Source organism: Roseixanthobacter glucoisosaccharinicivorans, assembly GCF_043195095.2.
GTDB lineage: Bacteria > Pseudomonadota > Alphaproteobacteria > Rhizobiales > Xanthobacteraceae > NCEH01.
Genome location: NZ_CM195538.1, coordinates 425,595 through 441,957, shown reverse-complemented (window position 1 = coordinate 441,957; position 16,363 = coordinate 425,595). Strand labels below are relative to the sequence as shown.

At 66.7% G+C, this 16,363-nt stretch carries 14 protein-coding genes and 1 pseudogene; 6 read left to right on the top strand and 9 right to left on the bottom strand.

The genetic code is table 11. The annotated features are described in order from the left end of the window. Nucleotides 1-41: 41 nt before the first annotated feature. The 5 genes and pseudogenes from V5F78_RS01905 to V5F78_RS01885 form a co-directional block, all read right to left on the bottom strand. Nucleotides 42-683, bottom strand: a complete 642-nt coding sequence (locus V5F78_RS01905; protein ID WP_394068940.1) for a DUF1007 family protein — start codon at nt 681-683, stop codon at nt 42-44. Continuing rightward, on the bottom strand, nt 680-1,783 hold the full coding sequence (locus V5F78_RS01900; RefSeq protein ID WP_394068938.1) for an acyltransferase family protein: 1,104 nt from the start codon (nt 1,781-1,783) through the stop codon (nt 680-682). The genes V5F78_RS01905 and V5F78_RS01900 overlap by 4 nt, the downstream gene beginning before the upstream one ends. Nucleotides 1,784-1,869: 86 nt before the next feature. Further along, nucleotides 1,870-3,027 (bottom strand): molecular chaperone DnaJ, encoded by a 1,158-nt coding sequence (dnaJ, locus tag V5F78_RS01895; protein ID WP_394068936.1) that lies wholly within the window; start codon nt 3,025-3,027, stop codon nt 1,870-1,872. 179 nt (nt 3,028-3,206) lie between these two features. Continuing rightward, a pseudogene (gene dnaK, locus V5F78_RS01890) lies at nt 3,207-5,123 on the bottom strand (molecular chaperone DnaK); the annotation flags it as partial. Nucleotides 5,124-5,411: 288 nt separating this feature from the next. Then, nucleotides 5,412-5,780 carry a DUF1236 domain-containing protein gene (locus tag V5F78_RS01885; protein ID WP_394068934.1) on the bottom strand — a complete coding sequence of 123 codons (369 nt, stop codon included), beginning with the start codon at nt 5,778-5,780 and terminating at the stop codon, nt 5,412-5,414. A 150-nt stretch (nt 5,781-5,930) separates the two neighbouring features. Between V5F78_RS01885 and V5F78_RS01880 the strand changes: the two genes are divergently transcribed. Both V5F78_RS01880 and V5F78_RS01875 read left to right on the top strand, forming a co-directional pair. Then, a complete protein-coding gene (locus tag V5F78_RS01880; RefSeq protein WP_394069069.1) occupies nt 5,931-6,611 on the top strand; it encodes an alpha-ketoglutarate-dependent dioxygenase AlkB family protein in 681 nt (226 codons plus the stop codon). A gap of 43 nt (nt 6,612-6,654) precedes the next feature. Next, on the top strand, nt 6,655-7,626 hold the full coding sequence (locus tag V5F78_RS01875) for a hypothetical protein (RefSeq protein WP_394068933.1): 972 nt from the start codon (nt 6,655-6,657) through the stop codon (nt 7,624-7,626). Between the two features lie 87 nt (nt 7,627-7,713). On the opposite strand, the gene grpE is transcribed toward V5F78_RS01875, so the two are convergent. Continuing rightward, nucleotides 7,714-8,346, bottom strand: a complete 633-nt coding sequence (gene grpE / locus V5F78_RS01870; RefSeq protein ID WP_394068932.1) for a nucleotide exchange factor GrpE — start codon at nt 8,344-8,346, stop codon at nt 7,714-7,716. Between the two features lie 84 nt (nt 8,347-8,430). Beyond that, nucleotides 8,431-9,531, bottom strand: coding sequence for a heat-inducible transcriptional repressor HrcA (hrcA, locus tag V5F78_RS01865; RefSeq protein ID WP_394068930.1), 1,101 nt, complete (start codon nt 9,529-9,531; stop codon nt 8,431-8,433). Between the two features lie 241 nt (nt 9,532-9,772). On the opposite strand from hrcA, the gene rph reads away from it, so the two are divergent. The 3 genes from rph to hemW all read left to right on the top strand — a co-directional run bounded on the left by rph (nt 9,773) and on the right by hemW (nt 12,446). After that, nucleotides 9,773-10,486 (top strand): ribonuclease PH, encoded by a 714-nt coding sequence (gene rph / locus V5F78_RS01860; protein WP_394068928.1) that lies wholly within the window; start codon nt 9,773-9,775, stop codon nt 10,484-10,486. Further along, complete coding sequence (gene rdgB / locus V5F78_RS01855; protein ID WP_394068926.1) at nt 10,486-11,121, top strand: RdgB/HAM1 family non-canonical purine NTP pyrophosphatase; 636 nt, start codon at nt 10,486-10,488, stop codon at nt 11,119-11,121. The genes rph and rdgB overlap by 1 nt, the downstream gene beginning before the upstream one ends. A 206-nt stretch (nt 11,122-11,327) precedes the next feature. After that, nucleotides 11,328-12,446, top strand: a complete 1,119-nt coding sequence (gene hemW, locus V5F78_RS01850; protein WP_394068924.1) for a radical SAM family heme chaperone HemW — start codon at nt 11,328-11,330, stop codon at nt 12,444-12,446. Nucleotides 12,447-12,551: 105 nt separating this feature from the next. Here the strand turns inward: hemW and V5F78_RS01845 are convergent, their stop codons facing one another. Continuing rightward, the gene (locus tag V5F78_RS01845) at nt 12,552-13,193 is read right to left on the bottom strand and encodes a hypothetical protein (RefSeq protein ID WP_394068923.1); all 642 of its coding nucleotides are present in this window, start codon (nt 13,191-13,193) and stop codon (nt 12,552-12,554) included. 71 nt (nt 13,194-13,264) lie between these two features. After that, a complete protein-coding gene (locus V5F78_RS01840) occupies nt 13,265-13,540 on the bottom strand; it encodes a metal-sensitive transcriptional regulator (protein WP_394014068.1) in 276 nt (91 codons plus the stop codon). A 132-nt stretch (nt 13,541-13,672) separates the two neighbouring features. Here V5F78_RS01840 and V5F78_RS01835 point away from each other — a divergent pair, with 132 nt between their 5' ends. Beyond that, on the top strand, nt 13,673-16,156 hold the full coding sequence (locus V5F78_RS01835; RefSeq protein WP_394068922.1) for a heavy metal translocating P-type ATPase: 2,484 nt from the start codon (nt 13,673-13,675) through the stop codon (nt 16,154-16,156). Nucleotides 16,157-16,363: the final 207 nt, after the last annotated feature.

The following is a 16,363-nucleotide window of genomic DNA, read 5'->3' as shown; positions in this document are numbered from 1 at the left end:
TTCTGCCCGAAATCCCGCCGAAGGATCGGCGAGAGGGGGCGTCATGGGCACTTCACCGCGACTTTGTCTGCATATTGGGCGCCGTAGGTGCTGGAGGAGGTGAGGTTGGTGAAGAACTCCTCCCCGAGCTGCATATTCTGCGGCTGCTCCGGCTGAACGGTCTGGAAGGTGCACCCCTTCGGCGCCCCGGAGAGGGAGACGGGGTCCTTGTCGGCGAATTCGAACGAAACGAAATAGGTCGGGTCGTAAATGTCGAAACTCATCGTTCCCTTGGCAGGCAATGGCTTTGCCAGCGGCAGGAAGAAGTGGAGCGTCAGGACTTCGTTTTCGTAAGTCAGGTAATAATCGACCGGATCCTTGAATACGAGTTTCGCCGTGGCGGTCTTTGCCTTGACGAAATAATCATATTCTTTCAGCGATGTCACATTGACCTCGGCCAAGGGCTTCAGAACACTGTCGGGATAGGACCCATCCTTGTTGCGTTCCAGGCCCTGGAGGGCGAAAGCGCTGAAGGCATCGTCGAAGGTCCAGTCCTGCTTGAGGCCGGTGATGGTGCCGTCCGGGGCATAGACCACCTGGGTTTTCATGGTCACCCAGACGTGGGGATGGGCCATGGCCAACCCGGTGCCGCCAAGCAAGGCCAGGAGGGTCGCAACACAGCTGAAGACGAATCGCGCAGTCATGCTTCCCCACATCTCGGCGCAGACTGATCGCCCGCGAGTTCGGCGGAATGGTGGCGACCTTTTCGCGGACGCGGCGTTAGAGCGCCGAACAACAGGCCGTCAAGCCGCAGCCGCTCCACAGCCAGAGTCGCCGCAAGCCCGCACGCAAAGCCGAATCCCCACAGGGCAAAGAACGCCGGCCATCCCGCCAGTCCCGCTTTGGAAATCAGCATCTGCCCCGCCTTGAGGAACAGCGGCCCGTGCAGCAGATAAATGCCCATGGTGCGTCGGCCGAGGAAGGCGAAGGCCCGCGCGAGCCGCCCCTCCCCGCTCAGCAGGCCGCGGCCCAGCGCCATCAATCCTGCGATATAGGGATAGACGATGAAGACGCTGCCAAGGCCGCACGCCTGTGCAAGCGCCGCAAGCAGCAGGGCGCCGGCCCCCACCATCGCCTCACGCCCCGCAACCCGCGGGGCAAGCTGCGCGAGGACGAGACCGGACAGGAACAGCGGCAGGCCCCAGAACAGATACACCACCGGATCGAGCACCGGAGCCGAAAGCAAAGGCGCGAGAAAGGTCGCGCGGGCGGCAAGGTTGAGGCCGATGGCGGCCAGCAGAAGCGCGATCCGCATCCCGATCCCGTGCCGCATCAAGGGGATCAGCGGCAGGACGGCGAGCCGCACCAGGAACAGGGCGGGGAGAAAATAGAGGTTCTGCGCATGCGGCGCGCGGTAGAGCGTCACCAGCAGGGCCAGCGGATCATCCACGGGGATCAGGTGCTCGGCCAACAGGCCCCGGCTTTCGCCGATCCAGCGCAGGCCCGCATAAAGCAGCGAGAAAATGAGGAACGGCAGCAGCAATCGCCTGGCCCAGCGCGGAACATCACGCCATCGCGGCGGGCGCCCCTCGTCGAGCCTGCGGGAAATCAGGAAGCCGTCGGCCGCGAAGAACAAGGGCACGGTCGCCGCCGACAGCAGGAAGCCGAACCAGCCGCCCAGCGAATCCAACGGGATGAAGCTATAGGCCGCGGCATGGATGCCGACCACCAGGATGATGGCATAGCCGCGAATGGCATCGAGCCAATCCAGACGCTCGGCAGCGCGCGCGACTGCGCGCGGCATATTTTCTGTTCCCGGTTCCATCCGGTGCCCCCCGCCCGGCGCAGGTCTAGGGCGGGATGGCGGTCGTCACAAGCGCGCGAGACCGCTTAATCGGCCTCGCCCGCGCCCTGGAAGAAATCCTTCACCTTGGCGAAGAAGCCGTTGGATTCCGGATTGGTCTCGCTGGAGCATTCGCGCTCGAACTCGGAGAGCAATTCCTTCTGGCGCTTGGTGAGGTTCTGCGGCGTTTCCACCACCACCTGCACATACATGTCGCCATGGGCGCGCGAGCGCAGGATCGGCATGCCCTTGCCGGACAGGCGCAGCCGCTTGCCGGATTGCGTGCCCTCGGGAATGCGGACCTTGGTCTTTTCGCCGTCGATGGTCGGCACCTCCACCGAGCCGCCGAGCGCCGCCGTCACCATGGAGATCGGCGCGCGGCAATACAGGTCCGCGCCCTCGCGCTGGAAAAAGGGGTGAGGCTCAAGCGAGAGGAAAATATAGAGATCGCCCGCGGGTCCGCCGCGCACGCCGGCCTCGCCCTCACCGCCAAGGCGGATGCGCGTGCCGTCCTCGACGCCAGCCGGGATCTGCACCGAAAGCGAACGCTCGCGCGTCACGCGGCCCGCCCCGCCACAGGCCGTGCAGGGATCCTCGATCACGCTGCCGCGCCCCTGGCAGGCCGGGCAGGTGCGCTCCAGCGTGAAGAAGCCCTGAGCATGGCGGATCTTGCCCGCGCCGCCGCAGGTGCGGCAGACCTTCGGCTGGGTGCCCGGCTTGGCGCCCGAGCCGGAACAGCTCTCACAGACGATGGAGGTAGGAATCTTGATCTCGGCGGTCTTGCCCGCGAACGCTTCCTCAAGCGTGATTTCCATGTTGTAGCGCAGGTCCGCGCCACGGCCGCGCCCGCCCTGGGCGCCGCCCCGGCCGGTCGCGCCACCGCGCCCTCCCATGGAGCCGCCGAACAGATCGTCGAAAATATCCGCAAAGGTGGAAGCGAAATCTGGCCCGAAACCCGCGCCGCCGCCACCGCCGCCATTCTCGAAGGCGGCATGGCCGAAGCGATCATAGGCCGCGCGCTTCTGCGGGTCCTTGAGCACTTCATAGGCCTCGCTGACCTCCTTGAAGCGCACCTCGGCTTCCCCGTCGCCCTGGTTGCGGTCGGGATGCCATTTCATGGCAAGCTTGCGATACGAGGCCTTCAGCACCGTTTCGTCGGCACCGCGCTCGCAGCCCAGAACATCGTAATAGTCGCGCTTTGACATGGCTTCGATTATCCGCCGCCCCGGTTCAGGCGTCCTCGACACAAAGATCAGCCTTCGCGCCGCTCCGGCTCGACCGACCGAACGCAAACGGCCGCACCGCCGGAAACGTCGACCCCCGGGACTTGCCCGGGGGTACCTTCGTTAGACGTTCACATGCACGTATTTGCCGCAGGCAAAAATCAAGCCGACTTCTTCTTGTCGTCGTCGACTTCGGTGAATTCCGCATCCACCACATCGTCGGCGGGCTTCGCCGAAGCGCCCGGCTCGCCGCCCTGCTGGGCCGCATACATGGCCTCGCCGAGCTTGAGCGACACCTGGGCCAGGGCCTGCGTCTTGGCCTGGATCGCGTCCACGTCGGAGCCTTCCAGTGCCGCCTTCAGCTCGGTCAGGCCGGTCTCGATGGCGGTCTTTTCGGGGGAGCCGACCTTCTCGCCATATTCCGACAGCGCCTTCTCCGTGGAATGGACCAGCGCCTCGCCATGGTTCTTGGCTTCGGCCAGGGCCTTGCGCTTCTTGTCTTCCGCGGCGTGCGCCTCGGCGTCCTTCACCATCTTCTCGATGTCGCCCTCATTGAGGCCGCCAGACGCCTGGATGCGGATCTGCTGCTCCTTGCCCGTGCCCTTGTCCTTGGCGGACACCTGCACGATGCCGTTGGCGTCGATGTCGAAGGTGACTTCCACCTGCGGCACGCCGCGCGGCGCGGGCGGGATGCCCATAAGGTCGAACTGGCCGAGGACCTTGTTGTCCGCCGCCATTTCGCGCTCACCCTGGAACACCCGGATGGTCACGGCCGTCTGGCCATCTTCCGCCGTGGAGAACACCTGGCTCTTCTTGGTGGGGATGGTCGTGTTGCGGTCGATCAGGCGGGTGAACACGCCGCCCAGCGTCTCGATGCCGAGCGAGAGCGGGGTCACGTCGAGCAGCAGCACGTCCTTCACGTCGCCCTGGAGCACGCCCGCCTGGATCGCGGCGCCGATGGCGACCACTTCATCCGGGTTGACGCCCTTGTGGGGCTCCTTGCCGAAGAACTGCTTCACGATCTCCTGCACCTTGGGCATGCGGGTCATGCCGCCCACCAGCACCACTTCGTCGATCTGGCCGGCGGAGAGGCCTGCATCCTTGAGCGCGAGCCGGCAGGGCTCGACGGTCCGCTGGATCAGGTCGTCCACCAGCGCCTCGAACTTGGCGCGCGTCAGCTTCATGGTCAGGTGCTTGGGGCCGGACGCATCGGCGGTGATGAAGGGCAGGTTGATCTCGGTCTGGGTCGCGGACGACAGCTCGATCTTCGCCTTTTCGGCGGCCTCCTTGAGGCGCTGAAGGGCCAGCTTGTCGTTGCGCAGGTCGATGCCCTGCTCCTTCTTGAACTCGTCGGCGAGATAGGTGACCAGGCGCATGTCGAAGTCTTCGCCGCCCAGGAACGTGTCGCCGTTCGTGGACTTCACTTCGAACACGCCGTCGCCGATCTCAAGCACCGACACGTCGAACGTGCCGCCGCCGAGGTCATACACCGCGATGGTGCCGGCCGACTTCTTGTCGAGGCCATAAGCGAGCGCGGCCGCGGTCGGCTCGTTGATGATGCGCAGCACCTCGAGGCCGGCGATCTTGCCGGCGTCCTTGGTGGCCTGACGCTGGGCGTCGTTGAAGTAGGCCGGAACGGTGATGACCGCCTTCTCAACCTTCTCGCCCAGGAACGCCTCGGCGGTTTCCTTCATCTTCTGAAGGATGAAGGCGGAAATCTGCGAGGGCGAATATTTCTTGCCGTCCGCTTCCAGCCAGGCGTCGCCGTTGTCGGCGCGCACGATGTGGTAGGGAACCAGCTTCTTGTCCTTCTCGACGGTGGGATCGTCGTAGCGGCGGCCGATCAGGCGCTTCACCGCGAAGAAGGTGCGCTCCGGATTGGTGACGCCCTGGCGCTTCGCCGGCTGGCCGACCAGACGCTCGCCGTCTTCCGTGAAGGCGACGATGGACGGCGTGGTGCGCGCGCCTTCGGCGTTCTCGATGACTTTCGGGGAACTTCCCTCCATCACCGCGACGCAGGAATTGGTGGTGCCGAGGTCGATGCCGATGATCTTGGACATGTACTTCTCCTTATCGGCAGACCGGCCGGGCCTTTACAGCGCCCATGAAGGATGCCCGCGGGCCCCTCCCGCGGCTGTCCGCCGGTCCCCGTTGCATTGGGGTACGCTGTGATGACAGCGTTCGAGGCCGATATAGGAGGGGTCATTAGGCGCCGCAAGGCATGCGTGACCACGCGCCTCGCTTTTTCACCTTCTCGCGATAAGGATCTGCAAATACACCCCGCCAGGAGCACCCGGCAGGGTGAAAAATTTGATTTCCCGGCGTTTCCGGGAACCCGCCGCGCGGTCGGCCCGAGGGCTAAAACTTTACCTTATTACCTCGATAATGCGCCGGCTGCCCGGCTCCACCAACACCGTCTGGTTATCAGGCATCACCACGTAGCGGTAGCTGGGGGCATCGAAGCCTCCATAGGACACGTCGGTGGAGAAGGTCTGCACCTGCACGTCCGCCGGCAGCACCGCGCCGGGCACAGGAACGAAGCCGGGCTGCGTCACGATGGTCGCCGTCACCGGATGCTGCACCACATAGCGCTGGATCAGCACCTGCTGGTCGGGCGTGACGGTCACATAGCCAGACGGCTGGGTGACGATGACCGCCGTGGTCTGGGCGCTGGCGGCGGACGCGCCAAGCACCAGGGCGAGGACGCCGGCAGCGCCGGCAAGACGTTGTTTCATGGGGAATCTCCTGTCCTTCCGTCATCCAAGGAACGCGGCTCGCACCCAGGCGTTCCCATGTGCTCGCGCCGAGGCGGGCGGACCGGCTTGGCGAGAGCATGCGGCTCGGCCATGGTGGAGCGGGAGGCAAGACGTCAGGTGTCGCAGCAGATGGAAGTCGCGCCGGGGTGCCTGTATTGGCCGGATTTCCTCGACCGCCCGCGCCAGGAGGCCTTGGTGGACGAGATCAACGCCGTCCTTGCCGAGGCACCGCTGTTCACACCCCGCATGCCGCGGACGGGAAAGCCGTTTTCCGTGCGCATGAGCAATTGCGGCCCGCTCGGCTGGGTCTCGGACGAGGCGGGCTATCGCTATCAGTCCTTCCACCCGGACACGCGGGCGCCGTGGCCGCCCATGCCCGCCGCCCTGCTCGCCGCCTGGGCCGCGCTCACCGGCGATGCCGCGCTGCCGCAGGCCTGCCTGATCAATTGGTACGCACCCGATGCCCGCATGAGCCTGCACCAGGATCGCGACGAGCACGATTTCACCGCCCCCGTGCTCTCGCTCTCGTTGGGCGACACCGCGCTGTTTCGCCTCGGCGGCACCGAGCGACGGAGCCCGACCCGTTCGCTGCGGTTGGCCTCGGGCGATGCGCTGCTGCTGGCGGGCGAAAGCCGGCTCGCGTTCCACGGCATCGACCGCATCCTGCCGGGGACTTCGACCCTGCTGCCGCATCCCGGCCGCTTCAACCTCACGCTGCGCCGCGTGGACCCTCCCCAGCTGGACCCGGCCGAACCTGCGACATCAGCGCGGGCCACGCTTCCGCCCGCTTTCGCCGCCAAGACGCCATGATGGGTCTGGCCGCAATGGATTTGCCGTAATGGGATTGCCGAAGATGAAGATCCGCCTCGGGCTTTCGCTCGCCGTGCTGCTGGTTTCGGGCGGGCTTGCCGGCGCTGCCGATGCCGTTTTTCCAAAGGGGACGCTGGTGGGTGTCGTGCCGCCCGACGGCATGGTGGAAAGCCCGACCTTCTCCGGCTTCGAGGACCGTAGCAAGGCCGCCTCCCTTCTCATCATCGAGATGCCGCCCCAGGCCTATGCCCAGATCGAGGCCGGCTTTACCGACGCGGCGCTCGCCACCAAGGGCATTACCGTCGAAAGCCGCGGTCCGCTGGTGGCCGACCCCAAGAGTCTCCCGGACTCCTCCGCTTTGCGTGAGGCACAGACCCTGCTGGTGATCGGCAAGCAGAGCGCCGGGCCGGTGGTCGCGAAGAAATGGATCCTGCTCGCAGGCTCCCCGAAGGGCACGGCGCTCATCACGGTGCAGGTTCCCGAGGCCAATGCCGGTGAACTGACCGACGAGGCCGTCCGCAAAAGCTTGATGACGCTGGCGTTCCGTGCCCCGCCCTCGACCCAGGAACAATTGGCGGGCCTGCCGTTCAAGCTCGGCGACCTCGCGGGGTTCCGGGTGGTTAAGGTCATCGGCAATACCGCCGCGGTGCTGACCGAGGGCGACAAGGACGTGGTGGAAAGCGCGAGCCAGCCGATCTTCGTGGTCGGCGTTTCGCCCGGCACGCCGCGTGAGGACGATCGCGGGCAGTTCGCCCTGCGCTCGCTTTCCTCGGTGCCGGCGGTTCGCGACATGCATATCGACCGGGCCGAGCCCTTGCGCATCGGCGGCCAGCCGGGCTTTGAGATCATCGCCACCGCCAAGGATGCCACATCGGGGGCGGACGTGAAGGTAATCCAGTGGCTGCGGTTCGGCTCGAACGCGCATATCCGGATGATCACGGTGGTGAAGGCGGATGCCTTCCAGGATACCTACACCCGCGTCCGGGCGATCCGCGATGGGATCGAATCCAACTGAGGACACACCGAGGGCGCTCAAATAAAAAGCCGCCGCGCCTAAACGGCACGACGGCTTTCGTTCAACCGAACCGGCCGGAAACGGCGCTCAGTTCGCGGAACCGTTCTCAGCCTTGGCCTCGCCCGGCGCCACCTTGGGACCGCCGCGCGAAACGCCGACCATGGCGGGACGCAGAACCCGATCACCGATCACATAGCCGGACTGGACCACCTGGACCACGGTGCCGTTGGGCACGCTCGCGTCCGGCACCTCGAACATGGCTTGGTGCAGATTGGGATCGAATTTCTCCCCCACCGGCTCCACCTTGCGGATGCCGTGCTTTTCCAGGCCCTTCTGAAGGCTGCGCTCGGTCAGTTCCAGGCCGTCCAGCAGCGCCTTGAATGCGCCTTCGGCCTTTTCCTTGGCTTCCGCTTCCACCGCGCCGAGGGCGCGGGCGAGATCATCGGCAACGTTCAATACGTCACGCGCGAAAGAGGCGATGCCATAAGTCTTGGCATCAGCCACTTCCTTCTCGGCCCGGCGACGGATGTTCTCCGCTTCCGCGTAGGCGCGCAGGAACTTGTCCTTCAGGTTCGCGACCTCGCCCTCCAGCCGCTGCTTTTCCGCGTGGAGTCCACCGGCCTCTTCCGCTTCGGCGAGCGCTTCCATTTCCGCGCCCTCCGGATCGGAGTTCAGGTCGGTATGGGGCTTCGCGTCGTTCGCGCCACCCTGATCGCTCATGCCCATGTCCTCGTCGCTAACAACACCGCCCCACGGGCAGGTGCACCGAATTCGCCCCGCATATCGGGGGCATGGCGGGAAAAATCAAGCCGCGTCGGCCCCCGGAGCGCCGAGAACGCGGCTCACGACCCGCGCCGTGAAGTCCACCATGGGCACGATGCGCCCATAATTGAGCCGCGTCGGTCCGATCACCCCAAGCACCCCCAGCACCCGGCCCTGGCTGTCGTGATAGGGCGCGACGATGGTGGAGGAGCCGGAGAGCGAGAACAATTTATTCTCCGAGCCGATGAAAATGCGCAGCGACTGGGCATCCTCCGCCCGGCCGAGCAGATCCACCACGTCGCGCTTGGATTCGAGATCGTCGAACAGCAGGCGGATGCGTTCGAGATCTTCCAGGGCGTGAAGATCCTCCAGCAATTTCGCCTGGCCGCGCACGATCAGCTTGCGCTCGGCCGGCCCGTCGCCGGACCAGGAGGCAAGGCCTGCCTCAACCACCCGGGCGGTCAGGGCGTCCAATTGCTGGCGCAGGTCGCTCAACAGGTTTTCCATCTCGGCCCGCGCCTCGGCGAGCGTGCGGCCGCGAATATGGGCGTTGAGGAAATTGGTGGCCTCGGTCAGCGCCGAGGCCGGAAGGCCAAGCGGCAGCGGCACGGCCCGGTTTTCAACCTGCCCGTCCTCGGACACCAGAATGACCAGGGCACGGTTGGTATCCAGCGGCACGAATTCCACATGCTTGAGGCGCGGATCGGTCTTGATGGCCGTCACCACGCCTGCGCCGCGCGACAGGCCGGAGAGCAAGGCGGAAGCCTCGCGCAGCACGCCGTCGACGGTATAGCCCTTGGCTGCGGCGGCGACCTGGGATTCGATGTTGCGCCGGTCGCCCTCGCTCACATCGCCGATTTCCATCAGCGCATCGACGAAAAAGCGCAGTCCGCGCTCGGTCGGCAGGCGCCCGGCGCTTGTGTGCGGCGCGTAGATCAGCCCCGCCGCTTCCAGGTCCGCCATGACGTTGCGCACGGAGGCCGGCGACAGCGACATGGGGATGAGGCGCGCGATGTTGCGCGAGCCCACCGGCTCGCCGGTCGCGAGATAGCTTTCCACGATCTGGCGGAAAATCTCGCGCGAGCGCTCGTCGATCTGTCCGAGGGCGGCTGAAAAGGGAGGAATGATGGGGTCGATGGGCAAGGCCTCACTCCGGATCGGGCGGGCGGGATAAAGCAGGGGGACAGGTGCGCGGCGCCGGCGGGGACATTGCATGATGCCGCAGATCATCCCGCCCGATATCTCGCCGGTTATCTCGCCGCGACACCATCGCCTGTTCGCACACCGCGCCCACCTGAACCATGACGCAGCATACCACGCCCCTTGCTCCTGCGCGCGCCCACCCCTAAAACGACGGCCAGTTTCACAACGGATTGGATAGATTATGCGCCCGAGCCGCCGCGCGAGCGACGAGATGCGAGCCGTTTCCTTCGAGCGCAACGTTCTGCGCCATGCCGAGGGCTCGTGCCTCGTCAAGTTCGGCGACACCCATGTGCTGGTGGCGGCGACCCTGGAAGAGCGCCTGCCGCCGTGGCTCAAGGGCCAGGGCCGCGGCTGGGTGACGGCGGAATATTCCATGCTCCCCCGCGCCACGCTGGAGCGGACCCGGCGCGAATCCACCACCGGCAAGCAATCCGGCCGCACGCAGGAGATCCAGCGGCTGATCGGCCGCTCCCTGCGTTCGGTCACCGACCTGGTCGGCCTCGGCGAACGCCAGATCACGCTGGATTGCGACGTACTCCAGGCCGACGGGGGCACCCGCACGGCCGCCATCACCGGCGCCTGGATCGCCCTGCACGATTGCATGAGCTGGATGTATTCGCGCTCCATGCTGAAGACCATCCCCCTGCGCGAGCACGTCGCGGCGGTCTCCTGCGGCATTTTCGAGGGCACGCCGGTGCTCGATCTCGATTATCCCGAGGACAGCAAGGCGGAGACCGACGCCAATTTCGTCATGACCGGTTCCGGCGGCATCGTCGAAATCCAGGGCACGGCGGAAAAGACCCCGTTCAGCGAGGCCGAATTCCTGCAATTGCTCTCGCTCGCCCGCACCGGCATCAACCAGCTGGTGGATTTGCAGAAGCAGGCGGTGGCCTGATGACCCATCGCCGGCTCGAAGGGCGGCTGGTGGTCGCCACGCACAACAAGGGCAAGCTCATCGAGATGCGCATGCTGCTCGAACCCTATGGGGTGGAAGCGGTGGCCGCCGGCGAACTCGGCCTGCCCGAGCCCGACGAGACCGGCACCACGTTTGCCGCCAATGCCCGCCTCAAGGCGGTCGCGGCGGCGAGCGCGGCGCAATTACCCGCCTTCGCCGATGACAGCGGGCTGGTCATCGACGCGCTCGGCGGCCAGCCGGGCATCCACACCGCCCGCTGGGCGGGGCCGGAGCGCGATTTCGAAAAGGCGATGGAAACCATCCAGTCGCTGCTGGTGGCGCGCGGCGCAACCGACCCGGATTCGCGCACCGCCCGCTTCGTCTCGGCCCTGTGCCTGGCGTGGCCCGACGGCCATGTGGAGGAATTCGAGGGCGTGGTGGAGGGCGAACTGGTGTGGCCGACCCGCGGCGCCAAGGGGTTTGGCTATGATCCCATGTTCGTACCCGAGGGCCACACCCGCACCTTCGCGGAAATGAGCGCGGAGGAGAAGCATTCCATGCCGCCGCTCGGCTTCGGCCTCTCCCATCGCGCCCGCGCCTTTCGCCAATTGGCGCAGGCCTGCCTGGAGGCATGACCACGACGACCGCTTCTGCGCTTTCCGCTTCAAACGGTTCAGGCCCTCTCCCGAGTGCGGGGGAGGGTTGGGAGGGGGCACGCGCCGCAGCGCCGATGCCAGCGTCTCGCACGCCCTCTTTCCCCCACCCCGGCCCTCCCCCGCAAGCGGGAGAGGGGGCGGCCCGCCCGGGTGGAGAAGATCGTGCCGGAGGCTTCGGCGTTTATGTGCATTGGCCCTTCTGCCTCGCCAAATGCCCCTATTGCGACTTCAACAGCCACGTGCGCCACACCCCGCCCGATCAGGCGCGCTTCATCGCCGCTTTTCGCCGGGAGATTGCCCATATGCGCGCCCTCACCGGGCCGCGCGAGGCGGGGACGGTGTTCTTCGGCGGCGGCACGCCCTCGCTCATGGCGCCAAGCACCGTCGCGGCGATCCTGGAGGCGGTGAATGCCGCCTGGCCGCTTGCCGCCGATGCCGAGATCACGCTGGAGGCCAATCCCACGAGCGTCGAGGCCGAGCGGTTTCGCGGCTATCGCGCGGCGGGAGTGAACCGGGTGTCCCTGGGCGTGCAGGCGCTGGACGATGCCGAGCTGAAAGCGCTGGGCCGCATGCACTCGGTGGATGAGGCGCTGGCGGCGGTCGCGATCGCGCGCAATGCGTTCGAGCGCGTGTCTTTCGATCTCATCTATGCCCGCCCGCGCCAGAAGCCGGAAGACTGGGCGCGCGAGCTGAAACGCGCCATCGCGGAAGGATGCGAGCATCTCTCGCTGTACCAGCTCACCATCGAGCCGGGCACCATGTTCGAGAAGCTGTATTCCGCCGGCAAGCTGTTGATCCCGGACGACGACCATGCCCGCGCGCTGTGGGATGTCACGCAGGAGATCACCGCCGCCGCCGGGTTGCCGGCGTATGAGATTTCCAACCACGCCCGGCCCGGCGCCGAGGCGCGGCACAATCTCGTCTATTGGCGCTATGGCACCTATGCCGGCCTCGGCCCCGGCGCCCATGGGCGGCTGGCGGTGGACGGGGCGCGCCGCGCCACCTTCACACAGAAGCAGCCCGAAAAATGGCTGGAGCTGGTGGAGGCGAACGGCCACGGCATCGTGTCCGACGAGACGTTGGCGCGCGCCGAACAGGCCGACGAGCTACTGCTCATGGGCCTGCGCCTGGCGGAGGGCGTTGATCTTGCCCGATATGCACGGCTCGCGGGACCGGCCATCCCCGAAAGCCGCATCGCACCTCTGGAAGCGGACGCCCTGGTGAAGCGCACCGGCGACCGCCTCGCCGCGACCCCCGCTGGCTTCCCGGTGCTGAACGCCATCATTGCAGCGCTCGCGGACTAGGCGTTTTCGAGCGAAAGCGACACCGGTTCGCGCGAAGAAAACGCGCGGACCCAGTTACAGAAAGCATTTTCCCGATTCCACGAAACGGGCAAACGCACGCAGTGCTTATTTCGGGAAGAAGGCCTCGGGGATCTCGAAGTCGCCAGTCAGCTTAATGCCGGCGCGCTCGAAAAAATCCGAGCCGAGCACGCTCACCGGATCGCCGTCGCAGGCGATATCCGCGAGCGCCTTGCCATCCTTCTCCACCGCGACGCCCGCGAGCGCCAAGGGGCCGCCCTTGGGATTCCAGCGGCCGATGGCATTGAACACCGTGTAGCGAAACGGTCCCTTCTCGAAGCGAAACCAAGCGCCGCCGCCACCGGCGAACATCAGGCGGCCGGCGGTGAAGGCCTGCACGGGCGGAACAGCGGGATCGGGATACGTGATCTCCAGGCGTCCCGGCCGGCCATAGCGATACAGCACGACGCCGCTGTCGCCACCAAGATCTCCTGAGGCGCAGATCGACAAGGTTCGCGCACCGGCCGGGCAGGAAAAGATCACCGCCTCATCCGCGTTGCACAATGTACCGGCGGGCCCGGCAGGCCCTGCGGCGGCGGGCGACAGGAAAGCGGGTGCCAGCGTCGCCGCGGCAAATGCCGCCAGCCCCAGAGCTACGGCCGAGAGCGAGCGCGCCAATGAGAAGGCACCACGCCCGCGACGGGACGCGCGCGTCCGGGACGAGCGGTCGCAGGCCGGTCCAGATGTCATGGGCACCCCCGTCGAATCATCATTTCCATCCTATCACCGGGGTATCGCCGGCGGCAGTGTCGGGCCCAAGATCAACGTTCGCTGCGGGCGATCACATCCATCAGCTCGGCGACTTTCTTGCGTTGTTCGTCCGCGTCGCCGGAGCGGATCGCGTGCTCGACGCAATGGGCGACATGATCGCGCAGCACCTCCTCCTCGGCCCGGCGCAAGGCGGCGCGGACGGCGGAGATCTGGGTGATGAGGTCGATGCAATAACGATCCTCCTCCACCATGCGGGCAATGCCGCGCACTTGCCCCTCGATGCGGTTGAGGCGCTTCAGGACGGAGGATTTTGCCGGGTCACGCATGCTTGCCATATACCCCTGACGGGTATAGATAACAAGATGAAGATACCCCCTGGGGGTTATCTCGTGCAATCAATTCGCGTCTTTCTGAGCGAGCGCAAAGACGGCCGCGCGTGGAGACGCAATGAGGCGATCATGACACACGATCCGCACGCCCCCTCCTCTCCGACGACCTCGGCCGAAGCGGCTGCCACAGGCTGCGGCGGCGGCCCAGCGCCGCTGAAGGCGGCGGAGAAACCCGTCGCCGCGCCCTGCTGCGGCGCCAAGGCTCCGGTGCCGGCCGGGACGGGGCACGATCATGCAGGCCATGATCATTCCGCCTGCGCCCATTCCCACATGGCCAAGGACCCGGTCTGCGGCATGGATGTGGATCCCCACACCGCCAAGCATCGGGCCGACCACAATGGCCAGCCCTTCTATTTCTGCTGTGCCGGCTGCAAGGCCAAGTTCGAGGCCGATCCCGACCGCTACCTCGCCAACAAGGCGGCGCCGGCCGCGCCGGTGCCGGAGGGGACGGTCTTCACCTGCCCAATGCATCCGGAAATCCGCCAGATCGGCCCCGGCGCCTGCCCCATCTGCGGCATGGCGCTGGAACCGGATCTGGTGACGCTCGATGACGCGCCCAACGCCGAACTCGTTGATATGTTTCGTCGATTCTGGATCGGCCTGGTGCTGACGGTGCCGGTGTTCGCGCTGGAGATGGGCCAGCACCTGTTCGGCCTGCACCTGCTCGCGCAGCAGACGTCGAATTTTGTCCAGTTCGTCCTCGCCACTCCGGTGGTGCTATGGTGCGGCCTGCCGTTCTTCGAGCGTGGCGCTGCCTCGGTACGGAGCGGGCATTTGAACATGTTCACGCTGATCGCCCTCGGCACCGGCGTGGCGTTCCTCTACAGCTTGGTCGGCACCTTTGTGCCTGGGATATTTCCTCAATCTTTCCAGACACATGATGGAGCGGTTCCGGTCTATTTCGAGGCCGCCGCCGTGATTACGGTCCTGGTCTTGCTCGGGCAGGTATTGGAATTGCGGGCGCGCGACCAGACCTCCGGCGCCATCAAGGCGCTGCTCGGCCTTGCCCCGAAAACCGCGCGCCGCCTCAATTCCGATGGCTCGGAAGAGGATGTGCCGCTCGATCGCGTCCACCCCGGCGACCGCCTGCGGGTGCGCCCCGGCGAGAAGGTGCCGGTGGACGGCACCGTAGACGAAGGCCGCAGCAGTCTGGATGAATCCCTGATTACGGGGGAATCTCTGCCGATTTCCAAGGATATCGGCGACACAGTCATCGCCGGGACGCTCAATGTCAGCGGCGGTATCGTGATGCGGGCCGAGAAGGTCGGCAGCGAGACGCTGCTCTCCCAGATCGTCCAGATGGTGGCGCAGGCCCAGCGCTCGCGCGCGCCGATCCAGCGCCTCGCCGATCAGGTCGCCGGCTGGTTCGTGCCGGCGGTCATCGCCGCCGCCCTGGTGGCGTTCGGCGTGTGGATGCTGGTCGGTCCGGAGCCGCGCCTGACCTTCGCGCTGATGGCCGGCGTGTCGGTGCTGATCATCGCCTGCCCCTGCGCGCTCGGCCTTGCCACCCCCATGTCGATCATGGTGGGCGTCGGGCGGGGGGCGCAGGCGGGAATCCTGATCAAGAGCGCGGAGGCGCTGGAGCGGCTGGAGAAGGTCGATACGCTGGTGGCGGACAAGACCGGCACCCTCACCGAAGGCAAGCCCAAGCTCACCGCCGTGCGTGCCCTCGGCCGCACCGAGGATGAGGTGCTGCGCCTCGCCGCCAGTCTCGAACGGCCGAGCGAGCATCCGCTCGCCGCCGCCATCGTCGCCGGCGCGCAGGCGCGCGGCCTCGCCTTGAGCGAGCCGGCGGGCTTCGACAGTCCGGTCGGCAAAGGCGTGATCGGCACCGTGGCGGGCGAAACCGTGCTGGTGGGCCATGCCGCCTTCCTCGCCGAGCACAACATCGCCAGCGATGCCCTTGCCGGTGAGGCCGAGGCCCTGCGCCGCGAGGGAGCGAGCGTGGTGCTCGTCGCCGCCGGCGGAACCGCCATCGGCCTGATCGCGGTCGCCGACCCCATCAAGGCGAGCACGCCGGCGGCGCTCGCGGCGCTGAAGGCGGACGGCATCCGCGTCATCATGCTCACGGGCGACAATCGCGCCACCGCCCAGGCGGTCGCCGACCGGCTGGGCCTGACCGAAGTGGTGGCCGAGGTCCTGCCCAAGGACAAGGCGGCGCTGATCGCCCGCCTCCGCGCCGAGGGGCGGATCGTCGCCATGGCCGGGGACGGGGTGAACGATGCCCCCGCGCTTGCCGCCGCGGATGTGGGCATCGCCATGGGCACGGGCACCGATGTCGCCATGGAGAGCGCCGGCATCACCTTGCTGAAGGGCGATCTCGCCGGCATCGCCGATGCCCGCTCCCTCTCGCGGGCGACCATGGCCAATATCCGCCGCAACCTGTTCTTCGCCTTCTTCTACAATGCGGCGGGCGTGCCGATCGCGGCCGGCGTGCTCTATCCCGTGCTTGGCCTGCTGCTCTCGCCCATGGTGGCGGCGGCGGCCATGGCCCTGTCCTCGGTCAGCGTCATCGGCAACGCTTTGCTCCTGCGCCGCTGGCGGCCGGGCTAGGCGCATCGGCATTCGGCGGGACGGGTACGCTCCAAGACAGGTGCCTTTCCCTTTTCCGTCTCTCGGTCGGCGTTTCGTGGTGGTCATCTCCCGGTGGTCATATCCACCTCGAAAAGCCGGCCCCGGCGGAACCGCGTGGAAGCGCGGGACAAGCCCGCGCATGACAACCCTCAAAGATGGCACCGCCCGTGGACAATCATGCGGGTC